26 protein-coding genes, 2 tRNA genes and 1 pseudogene are annotated in these 24,963 nt (G+C 69.7%); 13 read left to right on the forward strand and 16 right to left on the reverse strand.

Going from position 1 to position 24,963, the window contains the following annotated elements; genetic code table 11:
- The first annotated feature begins 91 nt into the window (after positions 1-91).
- Together AB0L75_RS27580 and AB0L75_RS27585 are read left to right on the forward strand one after the other, a co-directional pair.
- On the forward strand, positions 92-1,114 hold the full coding sequence (locus tag AB0L75_RS27580; protein ID WP_365185822.1) for a glycoside hydrolase family 6 protein: 1,023 nt from the start codon (positions 92-94) through the stop codon (positions 1,112-1,114).
- 91 nt (positions 1,115-1,205) lie between these two features.
- Positions 1,206-1,448, forward strand: coding sequence for a hypothetical protein (locus AB0L75_RS27585; protein WP_365185825.1), 243 nt, complete (start codon positions 1,206-1,208; stop codon positions 1,446-1,448).
- Between the two features lie 140 nt (positions 1,449-1,588).
- Here AB0L75_RS27585 and AB0L75_RS27590 read toward each other — a convergent pair whose 3' ends face one another.
- The 4 genes from AB0L75_RS27590 to AB0L75_RS27605 form a co-directional block, all read right to left on the reverse strand.
- Positions 1,589-3,523, reverse strand: coding sequence for a kelch motif-containing protein (locus AB0L75_RS27590; RefSeq protein WP_365185827.1), 1,935 nt, complete (start codon positions 3,521-3,523; stop codon positions 1,589-1,591).
- A complete protein-coding gene (locus AB0L75_RS27595) occupies positions 3,520-5,514 on the reverse strand; it encodes a glycosyltransferase family 2 protein (RefSeq protein ID WP_365185830.1) in 1,995 nt (664 codons plus the stop codon). The genes AB0L75_RS27590 and AB0L75_RS27595 overlap by 4 nt, the downstream gene beginning before the upstream one ends.
- Before the next feature lie 317 nt (positions 5,515-5,831).
- Complete coding sequence (locus AB0L75_RS27600; RefSeq protein ID WP_365185833.1) at positions 5,832-6,581, reverse strand: FadR/GntR family transcriptional regulator; 750 nt, start codon at positions 6,579-6,581, stop codon at positions 5,832-5,834.
- Between the two features lie 78 nt (positions 6,582-6,659).
- A tRNA-Lys gene (locus tag AB0L75_RS27605) sits at positions 6,660-6,733 on the reverse strand.
- 196 nt (positions 6,734-6,929) lie between these two features.
- Between AB0L75_RS27605 and AB0L75_RS27610 the strand changes: the two genes are divergently transcribed.
- The 5 genes and pseudogenes from AB0L75_RS27610 to AB0L75_RS27630 form a co-directional block, all read left to right on the forward strand.
- Positions 6,930-8,258: a peptidoglycan-binding protein gene (locus AB0L75_RS27610; RefSeq protein WP_365185836.1), complete on the forward strand. Its 1,329-nt coding sequence runs from the start codon at positions 6,930-6,932 to the stop codon at positions 8,256-8,258.
- A 61-nt stretch (positions 8,259-8,319) separates the two neighbouring features.
- Positions 8,320-9,450 (forward strand): SPFH domain-containing protein, encoded by a 1,131-nt coding sequence (locus AB0L75_RS27615; RefSeq protein ID WP_365185838.1) that lies wholly within the window; start codon positions 8,320-8,322, stop codon positions 9,448-9,450.
- A gap of 112 nt (positions 9,451-9,562) precedes the next feature.
- A complete protein-coding gene (locus AB0L75_RS27620) occupies positions 9,563-10,177 on the forward strand; it encodes a lytic polysaccharide monooxygenase (RefSeq protein WP_365185841.1) in 615 nt (204 codons plus the stop codon).
- Positions 10,178-10,265: 88 nt separating this feature from the next.
- Positions 10,266-10,727: a DUF3592 domain-containing protein gene (locus tag AB0L75_RS27625; RefSeq protein ID WP_365185844.1), complete on the forward strand. Its 462-nt coding sequence runs from the start codon at positions 10,266-10,268 to the stop codon at positions 10,725-10,727.
- Between the two features lie 38 nt (positions 10,728-10,765).
- Positions 10,766-11,852, forward strand: a pseudogene (locus tag AB0L75_RS27630) (AMP-binding protein); the annotation flags it as partial.
- A gap of 133 nt (positions 11,853-11,985) precedes the next feature.
- Here AB0L75_RS27630 and AB0L75_RS27635 read toward each other — a convergent pair.
- The 6 genes from AB0L75_RS27635 to ehuB form a co-directional block, all read right to left on the reverse strand.
- Positions 11,986-12,059, reverse strand: a tRNA-Lys gene (locus AB0L75_RS27635).
- A 108-nt stretch (positions 12,060-12,167) separates the two neighbouring features.
- Positions 12,168-12,926 (reverse strand): IclR family transcriptional regulator C-terminal domain-containing protein, encoded by a 759-nt coding sequence (locus AB0L75_RS27640; RefSeq protein WP_365185847.1) that lies wholly within the window; start codon positions 12,924-12,926, stop codon positions 12,168-12,170.
- A gap of 223 nt (positions 12,927-13,149) precedes the next feature.
- Positions 13,150-13,929 (reverse strand): ectoine/hydroxyectoine ABC transporter ATP-binding protein EhuA, encoded by a 780-nt coding sequence (ehuA, locus tag AB0L75_RS27645; protein WP_365185910.1) that lies wholly within the window; start codon positions 13,927-13,929, stop codon positions 13,150-13,152.
- A gap of 7 nt (positions 13,930-13,936) precedes the next feature.
- Positions 13,937-14,587, reverse strand: coding sequence for an ectoine/hydroxyectoine ABC transporter permease subunit EhuD (gene ehuD, locus AB0L75_RS27650; RefSeq protein WP_365185850.1), 651 nt, complete (start codon positions 14,585-14,587; stop codon positions 13,937-13,939).
- A complete protein-coding gene (gene ehuC / locus AB0L75_RS27655; RefSeq protein WP_365185852.1) occupies positions 14,584-15,318 on the reverse strand; it encodes an ectoine/hydroxyectoine ABC transporter permease subunit EhuC in 735 nt (244 codons plus the stop codon). Before ehuC ends, ehuD begins: the two co-directional genes overlap by 4 nt.
- Positions 15,315-16,241, reverse strand: a complete 927-nt coding sequence (gene ehuB, locus AB0L75_RS27660) for an ectoine/hydroxyectoine ABC transporter substrate-binding protein EhuB (RefSeq protein WP_365185855.1) — start codon at positions 16,239-16,241, stop codon at positions 15,315-15,317. The genes ehuC and ehuB overlap by 4 nt, the downstream gene beginning before the upstream one ends.
- A 47-nt stretch (positions 16,242-16,288) precedes the next feature.
- Between ehuB and AB0L75_RS27665 the strand changes: the two genes are divergently transcribed.
- Positions 16,289-16,783 carry a DUF3830 family protein gene (locus AB0L75_RS27665; protein ID WP_365185858.1) on the forward strand — a complete coding sequence of 165 codons (495 nt, stop codon included), beginning with the start codon at positions 16,289-16,291 and terminating at the stop codon, positions 16,781-16,783.
- Between the two features lie 6 nt (positions 16,784-16,789).
- On the opposite strand, the gene AB0L75_RS27670 is transcribed toward AB0L75_RS27665, so the two are convergent.
- From AB0L75_RS27670 to AB0L75_RS27690, 5 genes are all read right to left on the reverse strand, one after another.
- Positions 16,790-17,710, reverse strand: a complete 921-nt coding sequence (locus AB0L75_RS27670; protein WP_365185861.1) for an RNA polymerase sigma-70 factor — start codon at positions 17,708-17,710, stop codon at positions 16,790-16,792.
- The gene (locus tag AB0L75_RS27675; RefSeq protein WP_365185863.1) at positions 17,707-18,912 is read right to left on the reverse strand and encodes an FAD-dependent oxidoreductase; all 1,206 of its coding nucleotides are present in this window, start codon (positions 18,910-18,912) and stop codon (positions 17,707-17,709) included. Before AB0L75_RS27675 ends, AB0L75_RS27670 begins: the two co-directional genes overlap by 4 nt.
- Positions 18,913-19,106: 194 nt before the next feature.
- On the reverse strand, positions 19,107-19,628 hold the full coding sequence (locus tag AB0L75_RS27680) for a GNAT family N-acetyltransferase (RefSeq protein ID WP_365185866.1): 522 nt from the start codon (positions 19,626-19,628) through the stop codon (positions 19,107-19,109).
- 360 nt (positions 19,629-19,988) lie between these two features.
- Positions 19,989-20,267 carry a hypothetical protein gene (locus AB0L75_RS27685; RefSeq protein ID WP_365185867.1) on the reverse strand — a complete coding sequence of 93 codons (279 nt, stop codon included), beginning with the start codon at positions 20,265-20,267 and terminating at the stop codon, positions 19,989-19,991.
- The gene (locus AB0L75_RS27690; RefSeq protein WP_365185870.1) at positions 20,264-20,662 is read right to left on the reverse strand and encodes a hypothetical protein; all 399 of its coding nucleotides are present in this window, start codon (positions 20,660-20,662) and stop codon (positions 20,264-20,266) included. Before AB0L75_RS27690 ends, AB0L75_RS27685 begins: the two co-directional genes overlap by 4 nt.
- A gap of 521 nt (positions 20,663-21,183) precedes the next feature.
- On the opposite strand from AB0L75_RS27690, the gene AB0L75_RS27695 reads away from it, so the two are divergent.
- From AB0L75_RS27695 to AB0L75_RS27715, 5 genes are all read left to right on the forward strand, one after another.
- Complete coding sequence (locus AB0L75_RS27695) at positions 21,184-21,900, forward strand: XRE family transcriptional regulator (RefSeq protein WP_365185873.1); 717 nt, start codon at positions 21,184-21,186, stop codon at positions 21,898-21,900.
- On the forward strand, positions 21,893-22,360 hold the full coding sequence (locus AB0L75_RS27700) for an NUDIX domain-containing protein (protein WP_365185876.1): 468 nt from the start codon (positions 21,893-21,895) through the stop codon (positions 22,358-22,360). The genes AB0L75_RS27695 and AB0L75_RS27700 overlap by 8 nt, the downstream gene beginning before the upstream one ends.
- A 125-nt stretch (positions 22,361-22,485) precedes the next feature.
- Positions 22,486-22,662 (forward strand): hypothetical protein, encoded by a 177-nt coding sequence (locus AB0L75_RS27705; RefSeq protein ID WP_365185877.1) that lies wholly within the window; start codon positions 22,486-22,488, stop codon positions 22,660-22,662.
- On the forward strand, positions 22,652-23,143 hold the full coding sequence (locus AB0L75_RS27710) for a hypothetical protein (RefSeq protein WP_365185879.1): 492 nt from the start codon (positions 22,652-22,654) through the stop codon (positions 23,141-23,143). The genes AB0L75_RS27705 and AB0L75_RS27710 overlap by 11 nt, the downstream gene beginning before the upstream one ends.
- A complete protein-coding gene (locus AB0L75_RS27715; RefSeq protein WP_365185882.1) occupies positions 23,140-23,460 on the forward strand; it encodes a transcriptional regulator in 321 nt (106 codons plus the stop codon). Before AB0L75_RS27710 ends, AB0L75_RS27715 begins: the two co-directional genes overlap by 4 nt.
- On the opposite strand, the gene AB0L75_RS27720 is transcribed toward AB0L75_RS27715, so the two are convergent.
- A complete protein-coding gene (locus AB0L75_RS27720) occupies positions 23,461-24,852 on the reverse strand; it encodes an amidase (RefSeq protein ID WP_365185883.1) in 1,392 nt (463 codons plus the stop codon).
- Positions 24,853-24,963: the final 111 nt, after the last annotated feature.

Raw genomic sequence — 24,963 nt, forward strand, 5'->3', positions numbered from 1 at the left:
GCCCCGCCCCGCGACCTCGTGACGGACCGGCCGGATATGCCACGATTGGCACCCTGACCACTTCGCGCAGGGGGATCAGGGGGATACACGCATGGACGACAGCAGGGGGGCCCGTGCTTCCGCGCGGGCGTCGGCGGCGGTGGTGGCGGGGGCGGCACTCCTGCTCTCCGGATGCTCCTCCGGGGGCGGGGACGAGAACGGGCACCCCGGGGCCCGGATCACCCAACAGTCCAAGGCGGCCGACCCGTTCTGGGTGAACCCGGACGGCACCGCGGCCCGCCAGCTCGCCGCCTACACCAAGTCCGGCGACCAGGCGAAGGCCGGGCAGATCCGGAAGATCGCCGAGCAGCCGGTGGGCGAGTGGATCGGCCCGGAGAACCCGGAGCAGGAGGCGCGCGGCTTCACCGAGGCCGCCGAGAAGTCCGACCGCACGGCCCTGCTCGTCCTCTACGACATCCCGCACCGCGACTGCGGCCAGTACTCCCAGGGCGGCGCCGCCGACGGCAACGCCTACCGCGCCTGGATCGACGGCGTGGCCCGGGGCGTCGAGGACCGTTCCGCCATCGTGATCCTGGAACCGGACGCCGTACTCCACCTCGTCGACGGCTGCACCCCGGCCCAGTTCCACGAGGAGCGCTACGACCTGCTCAAGGGCGCGATCGCCAAGCTCAAGTCCCTCAAGAACACCAAGGTCTACCTGGACGCGGGCAACGCCGGCTGGGGCCACCCCGACCAGATCTTCCAGACCCTGCGGCAGGCCGGCATCGACCAGGCCGACGGCTTCTCCGTCAACGTCTCCAACTTCTACTCCACGCGGGACTCCATCGCCTACGGCAAGCAACTCTCGGCGAAGGTGGGCGGCAAGCACTTCGTGATCGACACCAGCCGCAACGGCAACGGCCCGTACACGGCCGGCGACCCGGCCCAGCGCTGGTGCAACCCGCCGGGCCGGGCCCTGGGCGAGACCCCGACGACGAAGACGGCCGACCCCCTGGTGGACGCCTACCTGTGGGTCAAGCGCCCGGGAGAGTCCGACGGCACCTGCAAGGGCGGCCCGAAGGCGGGGGACTGGTGGGCGAGTTACGCACTCGGCCTCGCCGAGAAGAGCAACTGAGACACCAACGCGTTCCGACCCGGCCCCGTGGCTCACCCGCTCGGATGCGCTCGACGAGCACATGATCGCCGGGCGTGCGCATGGTGAGTGCATGAACACTACACCTCGCCCCAAGAAGACCGTTTCCCGGATTCCGCGAGCCTTCGCGGTGAGTGCCGCCGTGGGCATCGCCTGTGCGGCCGGACTGGCAACCGCCACATCCGCCATGGCCGCGACGCCCGCCACACACGTCGCCACAAAGGCCTCCCCAGCCTACGGCCACGGTGGTGGCGGCGAAGGCGACAAGAACCAGTGTGGCAACGGCCTCCTCCCCATTCTCAACTTCTGCAACTGACGGACAACCGGCAGCAGCTCCTGACCACGAGCCGCACAACCGCACAGGGAAGAAGTCCACCCACCCCTCAGGGCGGTCAGGACCAGGGGCACTACCCCTCTCCCTGACCGCCCTGCCGACCATGACCGAAGGCCTGTGACCTACGGGACCTGGACCCATTGCGCCTTGGACGGCGTGCCCTGGTCGTCGTCCACGAACAGCATGTACCAGCCGGACGGCACCAGATTCCGGTTCTTCGGCACGGTCACCGTGATCTTGTTCCCGGCGGTCTTGAAATCGAGCGCGACGGACCGCTGATCCACGTCCGTCACATGCGTGGACGCACTCGGCCGGATCAACCGCGCCTTCTTGACGCCGGCCGCGTGATCCGACGTGAACGTCCCCGAAGCGTCGCGGGCGATCGTCTGCGGTCCCCCGCTGAGTGTCGGCCGAGACCCCCGGTACAGATACGGCGGCGTGTAGATCTCGATGCGCTGCTCGAACTTCCCCGGCTTGGTGTTCGCCTTGTCCCCGTACAGCGAGTCGGAGCCGAAGAACATCACCCGGCCGTCCGGCAGCAGAATCGACCCGGAGTGGTAGTTCCGTCCCACCAGCGGATCGGCGACCTGGGTGAAGCTGTTGCTGTCCGGGTGGTACAGCCGCGCCTGCAGGATGTCGGAGTCGCCGCGCCCCCGGTAGTCCTGCGAACCGCCGCTCACCAGAACCGTGTCGTCGGGCAGGATCGAGGTCTGCGGATACCGGGTCCCCTTCTCCAGTTCGGGCCCGTCCACGAACCTGGGGTTCCCGGCCTTCAGATCGATGAGCCGGGTCTTCCTGCTGGACAGCTTCGACTCGCCGACGCCGCCACCGCCGACCACCATGAACTTCTCGTTCTGCGCCGGAGGCAGCAGCACGGTCCCGGAGGTCTCCATCCTGTCCGGATCGCTGAGCCCGGGCAGCTTGGTGAACCGGTTGGTGTCGACGTCCCAGACACCGGCGTCCCGGCCCACGTTGTCCGGCCCGTACCCCGCGTTCGAACCCGAGTAGAAGATCTTCCCGTTCTGCATCAGGAACAGCGCCGGATACGTCGGGAACTGCCGGGTCGACCTGGTGTACGTCCAGGTCCTGGTCCTCGGGTCGAAGATCTCGTTCTTGCCCGGCACCAGCTGACCGATGTCGTCCAGGCCGGAGACACTGAGGATCTTCCCGTCCGACAGTGTCGTCAGCGTCGGGTACCAGCGGGCCTCGTTCATCGGGTCGACCTTGATGTACCGCTCGGCGACCGGATCGAACTCGTAGGAATCCTTGATCCCCTCGAAGTCCTTCTTGTCCAGGGCGAGTTTCTGCGCGATGCCGTAGGTGTTGCGGGCGTCGGCGCCGGTCAGGCCCTGGATCCGGTAGTTGTCCTGGGTGCCGGTCTCGTACTGCGCGCCCTCCTGCGGCGCCTCGACGTAGACGCGGCCGTAACCGGGGTTGTTCCGCAGCCACTTGCCGGTCCTGTCGAAGACCTTCGTGGCGCGCGGAAGCAGGACCGGGTCCTGGGAGGCGAACGTCCTGCCGTTCTGCTTGCCGGTGAACTTCGTGCCCGCGGGCAGGGTGATCGGCTTGTCCGGGTTCTCGTTGTAGAGGATCATGACGCCGCCGGCCTTCTTGACGTCACCCTTGAGCTTCTCGTACCGCTTGGTGCCGCCCGCGATCAGCAGATTGCCGTTGGCCAGTTGCGTATGGCCGGTGCAGAACAGGTCGTTGGGCGTGGGGACCTTCTTGATCGTGCCCTTGACCGGGTCCCAGATCCGGGTGTCGAACTTCTTCTTGTCGAAGTTGTCCTGGTTGTTGCCCGAGCCCGCGACCAGCAGCACCTTGCCGGTGTGCAGGAGGGCCGCGTGGATGGTGTCCTGGCGGTACTCCGGAGGGAACTCGATGATGTCCCAGTGGCCGTTCTCGGCCTTGTACTCGGGTCTGTTGATCTTGTACTGGTGGTACTGCGCGGTGCCGAAGCGGTAGATCCACGGCCCGTTCATCCCGGCCAGCGCGAGTACCACCGCCGTACCGATCGCGAGCCTGCGGGCGCGACGGCGGCCTGCCTGGTCCTTCATTCCTTACGTCCCCCAAGTCCGCCAAGGGCGATCTGCATGGTCTGGTCGCTCTCCCCGCTCCGGTTTGCGCCGCTGCGGCCCCCGTGCTCGGGCGCCGCCCAGGTGGGCCGCGGCTGCGGGACGTGCGGCGCGTGGGCCGGGTACGGCGCGGGCACCGCGTCCTGGGGTTCGGCGGCCGGTGCGGCGGGCTTCGGCTTCCTCCGCTCCCGCCGCAGCGTGTACTGCCAGGCGAAGATCGGCGAGGCGGTGATCAGCAGGGCGAACGATGCCCAGGTGACCATCGCGGGGTGGGAGTGCCCGAGCGCGAAGCCGGCGGCGAGCGAGCCGGCGAAGACCAGGATGAAGAACCAGTGGATCCGGAACGTCCCGAACAACGTGTCGGGGCTTGCCGATTCGCCCTTGGGCGTGACCACGAACTTGCTCTTGCGGCGCAGTACGGCGTCCATGAGGGAGCGCGCGTAGACCGGCGCGGACAGGGCGGACATCACCATGCCCGCGACACCGCCGGAGCCCTCCGGCTCGTGCGGGGAGACGTTGTGCCGCCGGTTCCAGATGTACAGGCCGATCTGGAGCGCCGAGGCGTTGCCGTACAGCATCAGCCACACGGTCGGGTCGATGTTCACACCCGAGGCGCCGAGGCCCAGGAACAGCGCGCAGCTCAGTGCCGCGAGGATCCAGTTGAGGGCGGACATCGGATAGAAGATGATCATCATCGTGTAGTTGAAGAGCTTGCCCGGCCCCAGCGTGAACAGGCCCTTCCAGTACTGCTTGAGGATCGTCTCGTACGTGCCCCGGGACCAGCGCAGCTGCTGGGTGAAGAAGTCCGTCCAGGCGTTCGGGCCCTCGCCGACGGCGAGCACGTCCGGGGTGTAGACCGACTTCCACTTCCTGCCCGTCGCCGGGTTCTTGGCGCGGTGCATCTCGAAGCCGGTCGCCATGTCCTCGGTGATCGAGTCGTACAGCCCGCCGATCTGCTTGATGGCGCTGATGCGTACGGCGTTCGAGGTGCCCACGAACATGGGGGCGCCGTAGCGGTTGCCGGCGCGCTGGATCAGGGCGTGGAAGAGGAACTGCTGCGACTCGGCGGCCTTGGTGACGAACGTGTCGTAGTTGCCGTACACCTGCGGGCCGATGACGAAGCCGACGTCCGGGTCGCGGAAGTAACCGAGCATCCGCTCCAGGTAGTTGGGCAGCGGTACGTGGTCGGTGTCGACGGAGGCGAAGAAGTCGTAGTCGGCGCCGTGCGCCTCCAGCCATGCGTTGTAGTTGCCGTGCTTGGTCCTGGCGCGGTGCGGGCCCTTGGACTGGTTCCACTTCGCGACGCCCTTGCGGGTGAAGTGGTGCACGCCGAGCCGGGCGCAGACCTCCTTGACCGCCGGGTCGTCGCCCTCGTCCAGCAACCAGACGTGCATGAGGCCCCGGTGACGTAACTTCACCGCTGCCTCCAGCGTCTTCGTCACCATCTCCAGCGGCTCCTTGCCGGGCACGAAGGAGGTGAGGAAGGCGACGCGGGTGCCGGACTCGGGGACCACCGGGACCGGGTCGCGGGCGACCAGCGTGGCGTGCGCGTTGGACAGCACGTTCATGCAGCGGAAGAACTCGATCAGGCCGATCGAGACGAGCATGACGGTGTCGAGGGCCGGCAGGAAGTCGTAGGCGGGATAGTCGCGCTCGGTCCAGTGCTCGGGCCGCATCAGCCAGAACAGCAGGACCAGGGAGAGCACCGGGGCCGCGCCCAGCATAAGCGCGGCGCGCACGCGGTGCGGCTCCTGCGAGAGCAGCGACCGGTACTGCACCTTGTAGGGCCCCGTCGGGTCGGGCTGGGTGAGGGGGCCTGCTAGCCGGCTGTAGTGCTCGTAGTCGTATCTCGGCAGGCTCTTCCTTATCCGGCGTAACTGGCCGGTCCGATGGCTGACAGCCCTGAGTTGTGTGGTCTGTGACGGATCGTCGTGAGCGTGGCTCGGCCCGGCGCCCGGCGGCGTCGACGTCATGAGTCATTCCCCCCAACACGCAGGTCACCGCGTGTCTGGTCGGTCCTTTGCCGCGCACGGCAGGCTCCCCTTAAGCCCGCGAGCGCGCTTCAGTGGCAGTGCGCAGTCCCCACGTCTTGCCCCACTCAAAGACACGGGACGGCGACCTTCCGGTTGCATGATGCCCCCCTCGGCACCGCTTCATGAGCGGGGCCCCCTCCCCGCCGGTCGGCAACCGGTTTCATCCCCCCAACTCCCGCCAAACAGCGGCAGCTTGGACATCCAGGGTTCTACGGCGTTCCGCATGATCGCAAGACGGGAAACACGGTGTTTACCGATCAAACCCGTTCATTGTGGCGCGTGTGGGGCTCGGGAGGCCGGGGCGCGCCGGTGATCTCGGGGGGCCGGGGCGCGCCGGTGGTGGAGAGGCGGACCCGGAGGTTGCCGAAGTGGTCCCTTATGGCCTCCTCCGCCCGCATGGAGTCGCCGGACCGGACCGCGTCCAGGATCTCCCGGTGCTGGCGGCAGGTGACCCTGGGGTCCTGCGGCACGTCCACCAGATCCCGCTGCACCCGGTGGAAGGCGTCCCAGAACGCCTCCAGCACCTCGCTCAGCAGCACGTTGTCCAGCCCCCGGTAGAGGGTGGCGTGAAAGGCCCGGTCGGTCTCGGCGAGGCCCGCCCCCTCGGCGGCCTCCCGGTCCATACGGTCCACGAGGGCGTCCAGTTCGACGAGGTCCGCCTCCGGCAGCCGCCCGGCCAGCCGTGAGACCAGCCCGGTCTCCACGGCCTCGCGCAGCTCCAGCAACTGCAGCAGCGAGTCCTCGCCCCGGTAGTGGCCGGCGACGGTGCGGAAGGCCAGCCCCTCGATCATCGGTGCGAAGGACATCGAGCCGACGTACGTCCCGAACCCGTGCCGGATCTCCACGATCCCCATGGCCTGCAGTGCCTTCAGGGCCTCGCGCACCGAGTTCCGGCTCGCGCCGAGGTACTCCATCAGCTCCGGCTCGGTCGGCAGCGGGGCCCCCGAGGGCAGCCGCCGGTCCACGATCAGCTTCTTGATCCGCTCCTGAAGGTCCCGGGCTGCCATGGCCAGAGGGTATCCGGCCAATCGGGGGTATGGGGCATGCGAAAGGCCCCCCGCTTTCGCGAGGGGCCTTCCGGTCGGTGCGCCGCCAGGGACTCGAACCCCGGACCCGCTGATTAAGAGTCAGCTGCTCTAACCAACTGAGCTAGCGGCGCCTGCTGACAGAGATAACTCTACCTGACCTTTCGGGGTGCCTCCGACCACCTCCTGGCCGCCCCGCGGCGACCGGACGGCCGCTGAGGGGCCGTGTACATCATTCGGACCGTCAATGTGGCGATCGCGTGGACAGTTGGGAAACTGACCAACGTGCACACTCGCGGACAAATCCCCTCCGAATGTGAGGCAGATCGCATGACGACTCCGGTGTTCGAGGAAATCGACCCCGCGAGCGACTGCGACTGCCCCGGCTGCGTCCGGGGCCGACGGGCAGGTCCCCGCCCGTCGTCCGGCCGCCCCGCCGGACACCCTGCCGCCGCCTGCTCGGTCGTGGCCGTGGCCGCCGCCTCCGCCGTCCTCGGGGCGGTCACCCCGGCCGCCGCCCTCACCCTCGGCCGGCCCGCCGAGGAGCGTCCCCATGTACCCGGCGACGGCGACACCGAGACCCCGCAGGGCCCCATGGCCCCGCTGCACGGCCCCGGCGGCAGGCCGGCGAGGGGCACCGCGGCGATCCCCGCGGCCACCCGGGCCCAGATCATCAACCGGGCCAAGACCTGGGTGGCCGCACGGGTGCCGTACACCATGAACCGCTTCTGGTCCGACGGCTACCGGCAGGACTGCTCGGGCTATGTCTCCATGGCCTGGGGCCTGCCCGGCAACGAGTGGACGGGGAGCCTGTACCGCTACGCCGTGAAGATCACGAAGGACCAGCTGCAGCCCGGGGACATCCTGCTCTACCACAACCGCGCCAACCCCCAGCGCGGCTCCCACGTGGTGATCTTCGGCGGCTGGACGGACTACACGCACAAGGCCTACACGGTCTACGAGCAGACACCCCCGCACACCCGCCGGAAGACGGCGCCGTACCCCTACTGGAGCCATGCCGACAAGTACATCCCCTACCGCTACAAGGGCGTGACCTCCGACTCGGGCGGCGGCGCGCACCAGGCCCAGTCCAAGCCGAAGGTCGCCTACCCGGGCGCCGTCTACTTCGGCCCCGGCGCCAGCAACGACTACGTCACCCTGCTCGGCCAGATGCTGGTGGCCCGGGGCGGCCGCTCGTACTACCCCGAGGGGCCCGGCCCGGTCTGGGGCGACGCGGACCGGAGGGCCACCCTGGCGTTCCAGCTCGCCCAGGGCTGGAGCGGCTCCGAGGCCGACGGGCTGCCCGGCCCGGACACCTGGGATCTGCTGGCCACCGGGAAGGGCAAGGACATCGCGCCGGGCGCGGCCGGAGAGGACCTGCCCCGCGCGCACGGGGTGCCCGGCTACCCCGGCCGGGATCACTTCCGTCCCGGCGCGCAGAACGAGTACGTCACACGGCTGCGACGCCAGCTGGTGAAGAAGGGGTTCGGCAGGTTCTACGCCGGCACTTACGGGGCGCGCTGGGGCGACGCGGACCGGCGTGCGGTGGCGGCCTTCCAGCGCGCCCAGGGCTGGCGCGGCGGCACGGCGGACGGCTATCCGGGGCCGGAGACCTGGCGCCGGCTGTTCGCGGACGCGGGCGGGGTGACCGGCCACTGATCACTCCTGTCCGTCCCACCCCCTGTTCATGGCGTATCTGGCGCGGAGGCTGGAGGCACGCATGAGTACGACCACGTCACACACACCGCCCGAATCCGAGGGGCAGCCGGAGGAGGCCGCGGGACCGGGCGGGCGTTCGGCCCGGCTGATCCAGAACGAGGCGACCACCGAGATCCCCGTCCATCTGCTCTTCCGTGACTCGGGCACCGACCCGGTGACGGTGCCGCTCAAGCCCGCCGTGGTGGCCCGCCGGCAGGGCATCGGCGAGCAGCCGCGCCTCAGGCGCCAGCCGCCGGTGCGCCGCCGGCCGCTGCCGGAGGTCGACCCGGAGCTGGTGGAGCGGCCGGCGCGGGTGCTGCCCGGGGCGGCCGGCGCGCTCGCCGGGGCGTGCGGGATCGCCGGGTGCCTGGCGACCTCGTGGTGGGCGGGGCTGCTTCCGTCGGGCGCGGTGCAGGCGCTGGGGCTGCCCGCGTCCGCGGGGTTCGGGCCGGCGCAGTGGGCGGCGTACGTCGGGGCCGGGGCGCTCGGCGCGTTCGGCTTCGGCGGGCTGGCCCGGGGGCGGACCGGGCGGGCGTGGGTGCTCGGACTGTTCGGCCGGTACCGGGGGACGGTCCGGCGGACCGGGCTGCTCTGGGTGAACCCGCTGGTGCTGCGCCGCCGGGTCGATGTGCGGCTGCGGCACTGGCGCAGCGAGGCGATGGCGGCGGCGGATCCCGACGGGATGGCGCTCCGGGTGGTGGTGCTGGTGGTGTGGCGGGTGCGGGACACCGCGCGGGCGGTGCTCGGCATCGAGGACCACGAGGCGTACCTGACCGAGTGCGTGGAGGCGGCGCTGGCCCGGGTGCCGGTGGAGCCGGCGGGCGGGACACGGGGCGGGGTGACGGCGGCCCGGGACTGTCTGACCCGGCTGGTGGCCGAGGAGACCGGGCCGGTCGGCCTGGAGGTGTTCTCGGTGCAGCCGGTCCGGGTGGAGTACGCCCCGGAGGTCGCCGCGGCGATGCACCGGCGCAGGATCGCCGCGCTGGACGCCCGGCAGCGGGCCAGCATGCTCAGCTCGGTGGTGGACTCGGTGGAGGACACCGTGACCCGGCTGACCGTGCGCGGTCTGGTCGAACTCGACGACTACGAACGGAAGGTGCTGGTGCGGGACCTGACGGTGGCCTTCTGCTCGGGGCGCGGGGAGCCGTCCTAGGCCTGCACCGCAATTGGTATGGACACGTTCAACTAACGGCAATAATCTGAGACTTGGTCTAGACCTACCTGCACAGCTCACCGAACTCCCCACGTTCTCCAGGAGCGGCAGTATGCGCACCAAGACCAGGTTTCCGGCGCTGTCCGCGGCGTTGCTGGGCGTGGTGACCGCCGGAGCGTTCGCGCTCTCCACCGGCGGCGCCAGCGGGCACGGCTACACCGACCTTCCCATCAGCAGGCAGAAGCTCTGTGCCAACGGCACGGTGACGGGCTGCGGCGACATCCAGTACGAGCCGCAGAGCGTCGAGGGCCCCAAGGGCTTCCCGGCCGCCGGGCCCGCCGACGGCCAGATATGCAACGGCGGACTGAGCCGGTTCGCCCAGCTCAGCTCGCCGGCCACGCCCTCCGGCGGGGCCTGGCCCACCACCAGGGTGACGGGCGGCCAGACGTACACCTTCCGCTGGCAGTTCACCGCCATGCACGCCACGACCGACTTCAAGTACTACGTCACCAGACAGGGCTGGGACCAGGACCATGCCCTGTCCCGCTCGGACCTCGACCTCACCCCGTTCCTGACGGTCCCGTACAACGGCCAGCGCCCGCCGGCCACCCTCAGCCACAGCGGCACCCTGCCGAGCGGGCTGAGCGGGCACCACGTCATCCTCGCGGTGTGGACGATCGCCGACACCGGCAACGCGTTCTACGCCTGCTCGGACGTCACGTTCTGAGGTTCCGCTGAGCCGGCGGCGCGGCCGGCGTGGGTAGGGTCCTTCCACGCCGGCCGATCGGTGGCGGCGCACGGAGTTCGGGGGACCCATGGAAGCGATGTTCTACGTCGTGCCGTCACTCATGATCGCCCTGGCGGTCTTCGGTCTGGTCAGGCTGATCGGCCGTGCCCGGGAGGTGCGCAGCGCCTGGAACAGCGGGCTGACGGCCGAGGCGCGGTGCCTGCGGACGTACACGACGACCAGCGGCGGCAGGGACACCTCCGTGCGCACGACGCTGCACCACGTGTACGAGTTCACCACCCGCGAGGGCCTGGCCGTCCGTTTCGAGGAGAGCAACGGGCCGGGGACGATTCTGGAGAACGACATCGTCACCGTGCACTACGCGGCCGAGCGCCCCGAGCGGGCGACAGCGCACGTCCCGGCGCGCGGGAAGCTCGCGGCCGAATCGGGCTGCGTGCTGGCGTTCCTCGGCGTGTTCATCGCGGGCTGTGTCGCCTTCATGGTCGCCGCCCACCTGATGTTCTCGGCGGCGGACGGCTTCCTGCCGTAGTCTCCCATCTGACGTGCTGTCAGTTACTGTGCGCCCTCATGGAGTCCACGAAGCGCACGGTCGCCGACCTCGTCGCCGCGCGGCGGGGCGACCATCGGCCGGGGCTGTGGTGCGGGGCGCGGACGCTGACGCAGCACGAGGTGGCCGCCGGCGCCGCCGCCCGGATAACCCCACCCTCCCCCACGCTCGGCTTCGCTCGCGCCGGGGGGGACCCCCAGGCCCCGAACCGGCCCGGGACATCCTGCACACCGAGTGCCCGCTCCTGGTCACCGAGCGGGCCCGGCTGCCGCTGCAGGCGGGCCTGGAGCTGGCGGGAGTACGGATCCTGGTGAGCGACGACGAGGCGTACGGCGCCCTCCTCGCCCCGTACGCCTCCGCCGTACCCGACCCGTCCCGCGCCGCACCCGCCGACCGGCTGCTGCTGTACTTCACCTCCGGATCGACCGGCGCCCCCAAGGCCGCGATCTGCCCTCCCCCGGTCTCAGCTTCGCTCGACCGGGGGAGCCCCAGCGGACGGGCTTCGGCACGGAGGCGGGCGCGGTGGACGCGGCAGCCTTCGAGCGGCGGTTCGGGGTCCGGCTGGTGGAGGCGTACGGATCCTCCGAGGGCGGTGCGGCGATCCAGTGGGCGCCGGGCACCCCGAAGGGCGCGGTGGGTCCGGCCGGACCGGGGCTGGCCGTCCTCGACCCCGCCACCGGGCGCGCGTGCCCGACGGCCCTGTTCGACTCCGCCGGGCGGCTGCTGAACGGGGAGGAGGCGATCGGAGAGCTGGTGAACCAGGGGCCCAACCCCTTCGAGGGGTACTGGAGGAATCCGGCCGCCGAGGCCGAGCGGCGCAGGGGAGGGGCGTACTGGACCGGTGATCTGTTCTACCGGGACGCCGACGGCTATCTGTATTTCGCGGGCCGCACCGACGACCGGATCCGTGTGGACGGGGAGAACCTGGCCGCCGCGATGATCGAGAACATCGTCGCCCGGTACGAGGGCGCGGCGGCCGTCGCCGTGTACGGGGTGCCGGACCCGGTGACCGGGGACCAGATGATGGCGACCATCGCCGGGACCTTCGACCCGGACGCCTTCGCGGCCTTCCTGCGCGCCCAGCCGCTGGGTACGCCGAAGAGCCCCTCGCTTCCGCGAAGGGCCCGTCAGTAGGGGGTGTGGGTGGCGGAGCCCCCACTGCGCGCGGCGTAGCCGCGCAATAACAGAGATGGCGAGCCACGTCCGCGTTTCTTGCGGACGTGGCTCGCCATCGTCATCGTGCGCCGCCAGGGACTCGAACCCCGGACCCGCTGATTAAGAGTCAGCTGCTCTAACCAACTGAGCTAGCGGCGCATGACTCTCGCCTGCTGCGGTTTTTTGTTTCCGCGGCTGGCGACAGAGAAAATACTACCTGGTCCTGGAGGGTGCTTGTGACCACCCTCGTGATCTCCTCGGGCCTGACTAGATCGTCAGCGACAGCAGCACCGGTGCCGCGCTGCGGTTGAGCGTGTCCGCCGCCTGCTTCAGCCGGTGCGCGTGCTCCACCGGGAGGGACAGCGCCAGGCAGCCCACCGAGGAGCCCGCCGTGATCGGGACCGCCGCGCAGACCGTGCCGACCGCGTACTCCTGCAGGTCCAGGACCGGCACCGTCGGCGGCTGCGACTCCAGGCGGGACAGGAGCAGCTTGTCGCTGGTGATGGTGCGCGAGGTGAGGCGGGCCATCTTGTGCCGGGAGAGGTGGTCGCGGCGGCCGTTGTGGTCGAGCTGGGTGAGCAGGCTCTTGCCGACCGCCGTGGCGTGGGCGGAGTAGCGGAAGTCGACCCACTCGTTCACCGCCGGGGTGGTCGGCCCTGCGGCGTACTGGGTGACCTTGACCTCGCCGTCGACGTACCGGCTCATATAGACCGCCGCGCCCACCGAGTCGCGCAGCCGGTCCAGGGTGTGCTGGAGCTTCTCGTGCACGGCCAGCGCACGGTCGTGCGCGGAGGTGAGCCGGCGCAGGGTGTCGCCCGTGACGTACGCCCCGTCGGTGATCTGCTCGACATAGCCCTCGCGGCGCAGCATGCGCAGCAGGACGGTGAGCCGCTCGGAGCCGAGGCCGGTGCGGCGGGCCAGCTCGGTGTCGGTGACGCCGGCGGAGTGCCGGGCCACGGTCTCCAGCACACGCAGCGCGTCCTGGGCGGAGTGGTACGGGGCGGTCGGCTCGTGCATCAGCGCCACGGTGGTCCCCCTGCGCTCGCCTGTCTGTCACCTGTCTCTGGCCGCGAGATCCGGTCGGCGGATCGCCTTACACGATAACGGGCAAACCAGGTGCGAGGAGAGGGGGTTGGCGAGATTGTTTCGCTCGCCATGCCCCTCCCAACTGCGGCGCAGATCCCCCGGCATATGCCAAGGTCATGACCCAGTGGTCGGACCTCGGCATCTGCCGGATTCACACCGCGCGTCACAGGACCGCGCTGAGGAATTCCCGGGTGCGGTCCTGCTCCGGATCGCCGAAGATCTGCTCCGGCGGGCCCGCCTCGATCACCCGGCCGCCGTCGAACATCAGCACCTGGTCGGAGATGTCGCGGGCGAAACCCATCTCGTGGGTCACACAGAGCATCGTGATGTCCGTGCTGCGCGCGATGTCCCTGAGCAGATCCAGCACACCCGCGACCAGCTCCGGGTCGAGCGCCGAGGTCACCTCGTCCAGCAGCAGCACCCGCGGCCGCATCGCCAGCGCCCGGGCGATCGCCACCCGCTGCTGCTGCCCGCCGGACAGCCGTGTCGGCCGGGCGTCGCACTTGTCGGCCAGCCCCACCAGCTCCAGCAGCTCCCGGGCCCGCGCCTCGGCCTCGTCCCTGGACATGCCGAGGACCTGCACCGGTGCCTCGGTGATGTTCCGCAGCACACTCATGTTCGGGAACAGGTTGAACTGCTGGAACACCATCCCGATCTTCTTACGGACCTCCCGGATCTGCTTCTCCGGCGCCGGGAACAGATGCTCCCCGTCGACGGTGATCGTGCCTTCGTCCGGCTCGGTGAGGGTCATCAGCAGTCTGAGGATCGTCGTCTTGCCGGAGCCGGACGGGCCGATCAGGGTCACATGCTTGCCGGGGTCGACGGTGAAGCTCAGGTCGTCGAGGACGGTGTTCGTGCCGAAGCGCTTGGTGACGCCCTCCAGCCGGACCAGCTCACCGCCGTCCGTGGTCGCGCCGGGGCGCGGCTCGGGTTCTTCGCGCAGGGGAGTGTCAGCGGACAAGACGTCGCTCCAGGGCTCGCAGGAGAAGGGAGGCCAGGTAGGAGATGAGGATGAAGGCCACACCGATCACCGTGACCGGCTCGGTGAACTGGAAATGCTGCTGGGAGAAGAGCCGGGCCTGCCCGAGCATCTCCTGCACGGTGATCACCATCAGCATCGGTGAGTCCTTGAGCATGGCGATCACGTAGTTGCCGAGCGCGGGAACCACCCGGCGGATCGCCTGCGGCAGGATCACCGCGGTCCAGGTCCGCCGCAGGGGCAGGTTCAGCGCGGTCGCCGCCTCCCACTGGCCGGCCGGGACCGCCTCGATGCCGGCCCGGTAGACCTGCATGGTGTACGTCGAGTAGTGCAGGCCGATCGCGAAGACGCCGGTGGTCAGCGCGGAGAAGGTCAGGCCCCACTCGGGCAGCACATAGAAGAGGAAGAACAGCTGGACCAGCAGCGGGGTGTTGCGCACGAACTCCGTGACCACCCCGACCGGCCAGCGCACCCACCGGGTGGGCGTCCGCATCAGCAGCGTCCACACCAGACCGAGGGTGAAGGACAGCAGCGAACCGAGGGCCAGGGCCTCAAGGGTGACCAGCAGCCCGTCCCAGAAGTGCGGCATGAAGTCGTTCACCGCGTTCCAGTCCCACTTCATCCGAGACCACTCCCGCCCGCGTTGATGCCCACACCGGTCGTCTGCGCCCGCTTCAGCTCACGCGCCGCCGAGAACGTGCCGGCGTCGTTGCCGACACCGGCCTTCAGCCGCTTCTCCAAAGAGCGCATCAGCCGGGTGAGCACGAAGGCGATCGCGAAGTAGATCAGCAGGACGTATGTGTAGATCTCCGCGCTCTGCTGCAACGCCAGCCGGACCAGGTTCGCGCTGAACGTCAGATCGCCCATGCCCATGGCCGACACCAGCGCGGTGCCCTTGAGCAGCTCGATCAGCAGATTGCAGAAGGAGGGGATCGTCTCCGGCACCGCCTGCGGCAGCACGATCAGCCGCAGCCGCTGCCAGGGCGTGAAACTGAGCGCGATCCCGCCTTCCCGCTGCGCCGGTTCGACCGCGTTCAGCGCGCCGCGCACGATCTCCGAGCCGTACGCGCCGTAGGTCAGGCCGAGCGCCAGCGTGCCCGCCCACATCGGCACCAGCTGCCAGCCGGAGACGACCGGCAGCACGAAGAACACCCAGAAGATCATCACCAGCGCCGAGGTGCCGCGGAACACCTCGGTGTAGAAGCCGGCGACGAAACGCACGATCCACAGCCGGTGAGTGCGCGCGATGCCGACGACGAAGGACACCGCCATGGCCAGCAGCGCGCTGAACACCAGCAGCTGGACGGTGGTCCAGACGCCCTTGAGTACGAGTTCCCACAGCCCCGGGGTCATCCGCCGCACAGCTCCTTCGCGGTGAGGCCGGTCATCTCGGCCCTGGTGAAGCCGAACGGCTGCAGGATCCGGAACAGCTCGCCGCTCTGCTTCAGCTTGCGCAGCTCGACGTTGAAGGCATCCCGCAGGTTCGTCTCGGTCGGCCGGAACGCGAAGGCGCCGCCGTCGACATGGGGTTTGCCCTTGACGAGCGGCGTGAAGGGCGCCGTGGCCTCCGCCTTGGCGGACTTCTTCACGACCTCGCGGGTGGTGAGCGCCGTACCGGCGAAGACGTCGACGCGGCCCGCCTCGACGGCGTTCAGCCCGGCGACCTGGTCCGGGACGATGAGGATGTCGCCCTGCTTGTACCCGGCCTCGACCGCGTACTGGATCTCGGCGTATCCGGTGCCGGTGGCGAACTTCGCCTTCTTCGCGACGACGTCCTTGTAGGAGTGCAGCCCCAGCGGATTGCCCTTGCGCACGATGAACGAGTCGAGCATCTGATAGTCCGGATCCGCGAAGATCACCTGCTGGCACCGCTCGGGATTGACGTACATCCCGGCCGCCACGACATCGAACTGCTGCGAGTTGAGCCCCGGGATCAGCGACCCGAACTCGGTCGGCACGGGCTGCACCCTGCCCACCCCGAGCCGCTTGAAGATCACCTTGGCCAGCTCGGGCGCCTCCCCGGTGAGCTGCCCGTCCTTGTCGATGTACCCGAAGGGGACCTCACCGGCGATCCCGAGCCGTACAACACCCTGCGCCTTCAGCCGTTCAAGCAGGTCACCGCCCTTCTTGCCGGACGCCTGGGCCACCCGAGTGCAGCCCGTGGCACCCAGGGCGCCGACGGTGCCGAGGGCCGCGAGGCCGCCGAGCACCGACCGCCGGCTGCGTCTGAGTCCTGACCGGAATGTGTGTACGTCGTTCCCAGTTGGTGGAGCCATGGCGGCGCGGCTACCCAAGCGCACCCGTCGTATGCACCCTGGTTTTCATGTCCGATCGATTCGTCACCGTCTCGCTCGACAAGCGGGATGTGCACTGCACGGCGCGGCTCCTGACCGACCGCGCGCCCCTGACCTGCGCGGCCGTATGGGAGGCGCTCCCCCTCGGGGGCGACGTCTACCACGCCAAATACGCGCGCAACGAGATCTACGCCCTCTTCCCGCCGTTCGCCTCCACCGAACCCCCACTGGAAAACCCGACGGTCACCCCGATCCCCGGCGACCTCTGCTACTTCTCCTTCGCCGGCACCGAACTGGCCACCAGGGCCTACGGCTACGACCGCGAGGTCCGCCCCGGCGGCACGGTGGTCGACCTGGCCCTGTTCTACGAACGCAACAACCTCCTCCTCAACGGCGATGTGGGATGGGTGCCGGGCATCGTGTGGGGCCAGGTGGTGGCGGGCCTGGAGGCCATGGCCGAGGCCTGCAACGACCTGTGGCGGACCGGGGCGGCGGGGGAGACCCTCAGTTTCCGGCGCGCGTGAGGCCGTTCACCGCGTACCGATGTCGTAGGCGGTGCCGTCGGCGACGGCCTGGAGTTTGTCCGGGTTGGCCACGTTGTGGATGGCGGTGATACGGCCGTCGGCGTCGAAGTCGAAGGTGACGGTGGCGATCACGCGTCCCGGCCCGCTGAACACGATGCCCGGCCCGCCGTTGATCTCGACGAGTTCGGCCTTCATGTCGGCAGGCGCGACGCCCTGGTAGGTGACGGTACCGATGGCCGCGAACCAGGCGGCCACCGTGGCCGCGCCCACCACCGGGCGCATGGCCTGGCGGACCTTGCCACCGCCGTCGGTCCACAGGGTGACGTCCGGGGACAGCAGTTCCAGCAGGGCGTTGACATCACCGCCGGTCGCGGCGGCGAAGAACCGCTCGGTGGCCTCCCGCTGCCGCGACGGGTCGGCGGCGAAGCGCGGCCGCCGGGCCCGCACGTGCTCGCGGGCCCGGTGCGCGGCCTGACGCACCGCGGCTTCGGAGCGTTCCACCGCCTCCGCGATCTCGGCGTGGCTGAAGCCGAAGACCTCCTTCAGCACGAACACCGCGCGCTCCAGCGGGCTGAGCGTCTCCAGTACCACCAGCATGGCCATCGACACCGACTCGGCGGCCGTGACCGCTTCGGAGGCGTCCCCGCCGGTGAGGATGGGCTCCGGCAGCCACGGCCCCACATAGGTCTCCCGCTTGTGCCGGGTCGAGCGCAGCCTTTCCAGCGCCAGATTGGAGACGATCCGAGTCAGGTACGCCTTGGGGTCGGCCACCTGTGAGCGGTCCGCGGCGGCCCACTTGATCCAGGCGTCCTGGACCGCGTCCTCGGCGTCGGCCGCGCTGCCGAGGAGGCGGTAGGCCACGGAGAACAGCAGGTTGCGGTGGTCGTGGAAGACCTCTTGGCCGGCGTGGACGGACAGGTCGGTCATCGGGTCCCCCGCACACGGGTGAAGCGTCCCCCGCGGGGCCAGAACGCGCCCGCGGCGGGCATCTTCTTCATACGGCCGTAGGTCGGCCAGGGTGAGGCGGTCACTGTCTCCTTGTACCGGACGGCCATGCGTCCGGTCAGGCAGATTCCGCGCGGGCTGTCGTCGGGGCGGGTGAACTGCACCACGGCGTCACCGCGTCCCAGGCTCACCGGTGTGTGGTAGTAGCCGAACCGGAACGGCCTGGGCTGCCTGCCCCTGAGCACCCGGTCGATCGACAGCGCGGCGTGCACACCCGTCGGCATGCCGCCCTGGCAGGTGCCGTGCATCACGCCGTACCCCTGACGGATCGCGGCCGCGTCGCCGATCGCATACACCTCGGGGTGGGACACCGACCGCAGCGCGGCGTCGGTGACGATGCGTCCGCGTTCGTCGACGGCCAGCCCGGCGGCGGCCGCCAGCGGCGACACCCGCGTACCGCTCGTCCACAGGACCGCGTCGGCGGCGATGCTCTCCCCGCCCGCCAGTTCGACCGCGTCGGGCAGCACCTTCACCACCTCGACCCCGGCGCGCACCTGGACGCCCAGCCGGCCGAGCGCGGCGCGCACATATGCCCTGGCCTTGGGGTTCATGGCCGCACCGGGCTCGTCCCGGCCCAGCAGCACGACGTTCAGCTCCGGGTGCCGCTCGGCGATCTCGGCGGCCGACTCGACACCGGTCAGCCCGCTGCCGCCGACCACCACCGTGCCACCGCGAAGCCGCCCCAGCCGGTCGGCGAGCAACTCGGAGTCCTGGACGCTGCTCAGGGTGTAGGCGTGGTCCTCGACCCCCGGCACCGCCGACGTGTCGGCCACACTGCCCAACCCGTACACCAACGTGTCGTAGTGCAGCACCCGGTCGTCGTCGATCCGCACGGTCCTCGCGTCCGCGTCCACCGCCGTCACCCAGCCGCGCTCGAACCGCGCGCCCGTGCCCTCCAGCAGCTCCGGGATGCTCAGCTCGGCGAGCCGCTGCCCGGTCGCCGTCATGTGCAGCCGCATGCGCTCGGTGAACCGCTCCTGCGCGTCCACCACGGTCACCCGCACCCCCGCGCGCCCCTTGACCCGGGCCGCCAGCTGGACGGCCGCGGCCATACCCGCGTACCCCGCCCCCAGAACCACCACGTGGTGCGCCGCCCCCGAGCCCGTCCCCTGCCGTCCGCTCATCGTTCCGTCCTCCTCCATCGCGTACTGACGCCCACCAGATGGAAGCGGCCGGCCCGTCCGTGACATGGGCGGAATGTGATGCGCGACACACTCTGCTCTTGCCGGTGCTACCGCTCGTCGAGCGCGGCGTGGAGCCAGTCCAGGGAGCCTGTCTTCAGTAGGTGATCGGCGTGCGAGGCACCTGAAGCGCGTGCTCAGCGCAGATCGAGCAGCATCACGTCATGGAGGTCCGCGCCTTGCCACGGGCGCGCCTCGCCGACCTTTCGGTATCCCCATTCCTGGTACGCGGCCGACGCCGCTTTGCCGGCCGGGTGGACGTTGAGCAGCACCCGTTCGGCCTCGATGCCGTCACACAGCGTCTCGTGCAGTCGGCGAGCCACGCCCTGCCTGCGCCACGGTCCGCGTACGGCGAGTTCCATGAGGCCGAAGGTGCGGCGTCCGTCCTCGCGCCGCATGTCGCCGGGCACGGGTTCGGTCGGTTGGTCCCACCAGCCCGTCTTGGGGCCGAGCGGGTAGCCGTACGCCATACCGATCGGCTCGCCGTCCTCGGTACGGGCCAGAGTGGCGCGGAAGGCGGTTCTGCGCGTCTGGGAACGGAAGCGTCGGAAGGCGGCCGCGACATCGTCCGGACCTTCGTTGTAAGGCGGTTCCCCGAACGCTTCGGCGTAGACCAGCCTGAACGCATCCTCGGCCTGTGCTGCGGTCGGTCCGTCCATGAGCTCTACGGTGGTGGTGTCTCGCTGTGTCACGTGGTGCCCCCTCCGACAGCCTCGCGGACGTGCTCGCTGCACTCGCGCGCGAGCACTTTGCCTACACGGGTCGGTGCGGTGCTCCATCAAGGAGCCCGCGACGGTGGGCCACACCGTGGCTTCGTCCGGCCGCTCCAGGGCTAACCGACACCACCAGGGGCCCTCGTCGCTCGCTCCTGGCGGGCGTGCATGATGCACGGTGTTCGTGACCAGCTCGCAAGCTGCTTCCAAAAGTACGCTCTGGTTTCCGCTGCTCAGAGCGGTCCCCAGCGCGGACAGAGAAAGGCCCCGCCTCTCCGGGGGTGAGAATCGGGGCCCTGGTCTTGGCTACCTGACCTCGGTCAATGTCGCGTGCGGATCGGCCTCGCAGTCAGTCATGGTGGCGTTGAAGTACTGGAACGCCGACAGCTCGTAGCCGCTGTGGTGTGTCAGACCCGCGTGCTTCAGGCACCACACCTGTGCGTCGTCCGGGTCGGCTGTGTCGGCGGAACGTTCGCCGCACGTGAGGCACTTGCCGAAGTGGCGCACGGCCATGGCTGGCATGGCTGCCAGCGTCCATTGCGCGAACCTGTACCGACGTCGCGAGTTGCCGTTGCCCGTGTTCATCGGAACGCCTCGGCCGGAACCTGCGGCCCGTCGTCATCAGTGCCGTCGACCTGGTCTCGGTTGTCGTAGTCGTCGGATTCGACCAGTCGTGGCAGGCGGGCGCCTCTGCTGTCGGCGACCCGCAACACATTGCCAAGACACTGCGTTGCCGCCCGCAGCGCGAGGCGTACCGCGTACTCCCCGGCCTTACGGTCGTCCAAGACGGCTTGGGCGCCCTTGAGGACGTTGGTGCCGTCGCGCAGCTGGTCTGCTTCGATCTCGTCCGCGATGCGGGCCAGCGTGCCGGGAGTGCTGTTGGTGGACAGGAAGCACGGCTTGCCGGTGTCGGTCTCCCACGGCAGCAGTCGCAAGCCGGGAGAGAGGAGTGCAGGGATCGTGTTCCGGTCGTAGCTCATCAGACCGTCACCTCCACACCGTGAATCCAGCGTGGGCCCGTGTCAATGCCGTACGTCGCGAGCACCAGCGTCCGTCGGCGCGCTCGCTGCCGCCGTTCCTCCTCGCACCGCTCGTGTGCGACGAGGTAGGGGCGGACAAGGCTGTTGTCCTCACCCCGCAGCACGGTGATGCGCGGGAGAGGAGCGGTCCGCGTGTCCTGTGACGGCGCCACGGAGTGTGAGATGGGCGCCTGGTGGTACCCCGGAGCGCGAAACAGTAACCGCAGCAGCGGTTCGAAGAAGCGGGCGATACCGTGGGCCATGTCATCAACCCTTCTCGTTGGTGGCCACGCCCCCGGACCGTCGCCACGGTCGCGGGGGTCTGTGCGTCGTTCGTCCACCACACTTCCGCCCCTGGTGGTGCGTTACTACTCCGTTCCATGAACGTTAGACACGGAGTAGGCCTACCGTGAGAAGCGTCCCTAACGTCCCAAGGGGTATTGGCGAACGAAGCGTTACGTCGTGCCATGCTTCAAGCCCGAATGACAGACCGCCAGTTGGCCGAGAGATGTGGGGTCGACATCAAGACGGTCGGCCGCTGGATCACCGAGGCCGGACGCATTCCCCGTGCCCGGCATCGGTGGGACATCTGCGAGGCACTCGGAGAGGATGAGGCGGTGTTATGGCCAGCAGCCGCGAAGAAGGCGATCAAGGTCGGTCCGGACCGTGAGGTTGTTTCCGTATATCCGTATCGGTCCGGCTGTCCGGCGTCTCTGTGGCGGTCGTTGATCACCAAAGCCGAGCGCGAGCTGACATTCGCCGGTTACACCAATTACTTCCTGTGGCTCGAACAGGCCCGACTCGGTGTCGCGTTGCGGCGCAAGGCCGTTCAAGGGTGCCGGGTACGCTTCTTGCTCGGCGACCCTGACAGCGATCTCACGCGGTCCCGAGAGCAAGACGAAGCTGTTGCGCTCACGTTGTCGACGCGTATCCGCGTGACACTCGCCGAGTTGGAGAAGATCAGCAGCCAGCCCGGTATCGATGCTCGGTACAGCGGTGGGCACGCGCACCTGTCCGTCTTCCGCTTCGATGACGACATGATCGTCACGCCTTTGCTGACGCACAGTATCGGCCACGATGCCCCTGCGCTGCATCTGCGTCGCCACCAGGACGACGGCATGTTCGATCGCTTCGCTTCGCACATCGAGGAACTGTGGGCGCGGGGCACTCCCGTATGGGAAGAGGAGCGTAATGGGTAGGCGCGACTACGAGGACGACCCGGACGCCCCAGCCGCGAACAGCCTGATTCCGGCTGCTTCCGTCGTTGTTGTCGACGACTCCGGGCGCATTCTGCTTCAGCGTCGGCGCGACAACGGCATGTGGGCGCTCCCCGGTGGCGCCATGCACATCGGCGAGTCATTGCCGGACTGCGCGGTACGGGAGACCCGCGAAGAAACCGGGTTCGATGTCGAGATCACCGGCATCGTCGGGACCTACACCAACCCCCGTCACGTCTTCGCCTACGACGATGGCGAGGTACGGCAAGAGTTCTCCATCTGCTTCCTTGCCCGTCCTGTGGCCGGGCAACTGGCGGTGTCCGAGGAATCCACCGATGTCCGCTGGTTCGAGACCGTAGAGGTTGATGGGCTCCCCATGGTCGCCAGCATCCGGAAGCGCGTGAACGACTGGCGCGACGGCAACATGCCCGCCGCCCGGTGATCGGCACGCGCGGACACGTTGGCTCCCGTCGCTCCTGGGCGACTTCCACCGCGACCTGATCACCTGGCGCCCCCACACGTCGCGTACGAGTGGACCGATCGCCCCCGGACCGAATGGAGTACCGCATGACCACGCACGCCGTCGAACTCCGCCACTACGGCCACGACGACCTGCCCGGCATCAGGCAGACACTTCTCGACGTCCACGCCGAGGCCTACGCCGACGACATGGCTTGCCATACTGGAAACTTGCCACTTTCCTTACTGGAAACTAGCCGATACTCTTTCCGTTATGGAAACTAACGGCGTACGGCTGACGCCAGAGCAGGCCCGTTCCGGGCTGGCCGACACCGAGCGCATCCGGGCCTCCGCCGCAGCACTCGCGGCCACACCGTGGCCGAACTGGTTCTTCATCACGCTTACGCTCTACGCCGCCGCGCTCCCGATCATCTGTGGAGGCGTCGCGGCGGACCGGAACTGGCTACTGCCGGGCCCCGTCTGGATGGGCATAATGCTGGCAATCACCGCGGTCTACGGGGCGCTCTTCGCCGTCGCGGCCAAGACCTGGCGCAACAAGACCGGGGTGGCGCTGCGGTTTGACGTACTGCCGAAGCGGGCGACCGTGCCGCTCGCGGTCGGCCTGCCCGTGCTGCTGGTGGGGACAGCGTTCGCGTTCCGCGTCACCGGACGGCCGGTGTGGCTGATCGCGGCCTCGCTGATCAGTGCCGCCGTGTCCGTCGGCTTCCACCTCGCCTTCGTCCGCCTGCACCGGAAGACCCCGTGAGCGCCGAAACCCACGACCCCCTGGAGGGTTTTGACGCCACCATCCACGCCCCGAACCGGCTGCGCATTTGCGCCCTCCTGGATACCGCGGGCGAGGCGGAGTTCGGCTTGGTCCAAAAGCAGCTCGACCTCTCCGCCTCCGTGCTGAGCAAGCACGTCACCGTGCTGATGGACGCCGGCTACGTCGGGCAGCGCAAAGCCGTCCGCGACACCCGGCAGCGCGTGTGGCTCCACCTGACCGGGCGAGGCCAGGATGCCTACCAGGGGCACCTTGCGGCGCTGCGGGCGATCGTGAGGCCGTCGGATCCGGCTCTCTGATCAGACCGGCGGTGCCGCGACCACCCCGGCCTCGTACAGCGCATGCGCCGCCCGCAGCACCATCTCGTCCCGGTGCCGGGCGGCCACGAGCTGCATGCCCACCGGCAGTCCGATCCCGTCCGTGCCCACCGGGACGGTCGCCGCGGGCTGTTGGGTGAGGTTGAAGGGGTAGGTGAACGGTGTCCAGCCGGTCCAGCGCCGGTGGGCCGAGCCGTGCGGCACCTCCAGCCCGGCCTCGAACGCCGTCATCGGCAGGGTCGGGGTGACCAGGAGGTCGTAGCGCTCGTGGAAGCGGCCCATGCGGCGGCCGAGGTCCATGCGGACGTCGACCGCGGCCAGGTAGTCCAGTGCGCTCAGCCGGGCGCCCTGGGCGCAGATCTCGCGCAGGCCGGGGTCGAGGAGCTGGCGCTTGCGCGGGGAGAAGCGCTCGGTGAGCCGGGCCGCGCCGCTGAACCACAGGGTGTGGAAGGCGTCGGCCGGGTCGCTGAAGTCGGGGTCGGTCTCCTCGACGTACGCGCCGAGGTCGGCGAGTGAGGCCACCGCGCGCCGTACGGCCGCCGCGACCGCCGGCTGGACCGGGACCTGTCCGCCCAGGGAGGGTGAGTAGGCCACGCGCAGTCCGTGCACGCCTGCCCTCAGGGACTCCGTGAAGGAGGACGGCGGGGGCGGCAGGGCCGACCAGTCGCGGGGGTCGGGGCCGGCGATGACGTCCAGCAGCAGGGCCGCGTCCGCCGCGTCCCGGGTCATCGGGCCCGTGTGCGACAGCGTGCCGAAGGGGCTGGAGGGGTATAGGGGTACTCGGCCGTACGTCGGTTTCAGGCCGAAGATGCCGCAGAACGCGGCCGGGATACGGATGCTGCCGCCGCCGTCCGTGCCCAGCGACAGCGGGCCCGCGCCGAGCGCCACGGCCGCCGCGCTGCCGCCGCTGGAGCCGCCGGCGGTGCGGGAGTGGTCGTGCGGGTTGCGGGTGATGCCGGTCAGGGGTGAGTCCGTGACGCCCTTCCAGCCGAACTCGGGGGTCGTGGTCTTGCCGAGGAAGACCGCCCCGTGCTCGCGCAGGCGGGCCACCGAGGGGGCGTCCTCGTCCCAACTCCCTTGATCGGAGATCGTCCTGGAGCCGCGCAGGGTCGGGTGGCCGCGCAGCAGGAGGATGTCCTTCACCGTCACCGGGACACCGTCCAGCAGTCCGGCCGGCTCACCGCGCCGCCAGCGCTCCTCCGACTCCCGCGCGCGGGCCCGCGCGTCCTCCTCGGTGAGGCGCACGAACGCGTTCACCTCCGGCTGGGTGCGCCGGGCCCGCTCCAGGGCCTGTTCGGTCGCCTCCACGGGACTGAACTCGCCCTTGCGGTAACCGTCGAGGAGCTGGACGGCGGTCAGGTCGGTGAGCTGCATGCACCCTCCTGGTGGGTCAGTGAGTGTTTTCAGCGCGGCCACTGATCGGGTGACGCTGGTGGTGTGCGCAACGCACGAGGCTCCTGTGCCGTTGGGGGAGGTGTTCGAAGT

Origin of the sequence: Streptomyces sp. NPDC052101 (assembly GCF_040680235.1) — a bacterium.
GTDB lineage: Bacteria > Actinomycetota > Actinomycetes > Streptomycetales > Streptomycetaceae > Streptomyces.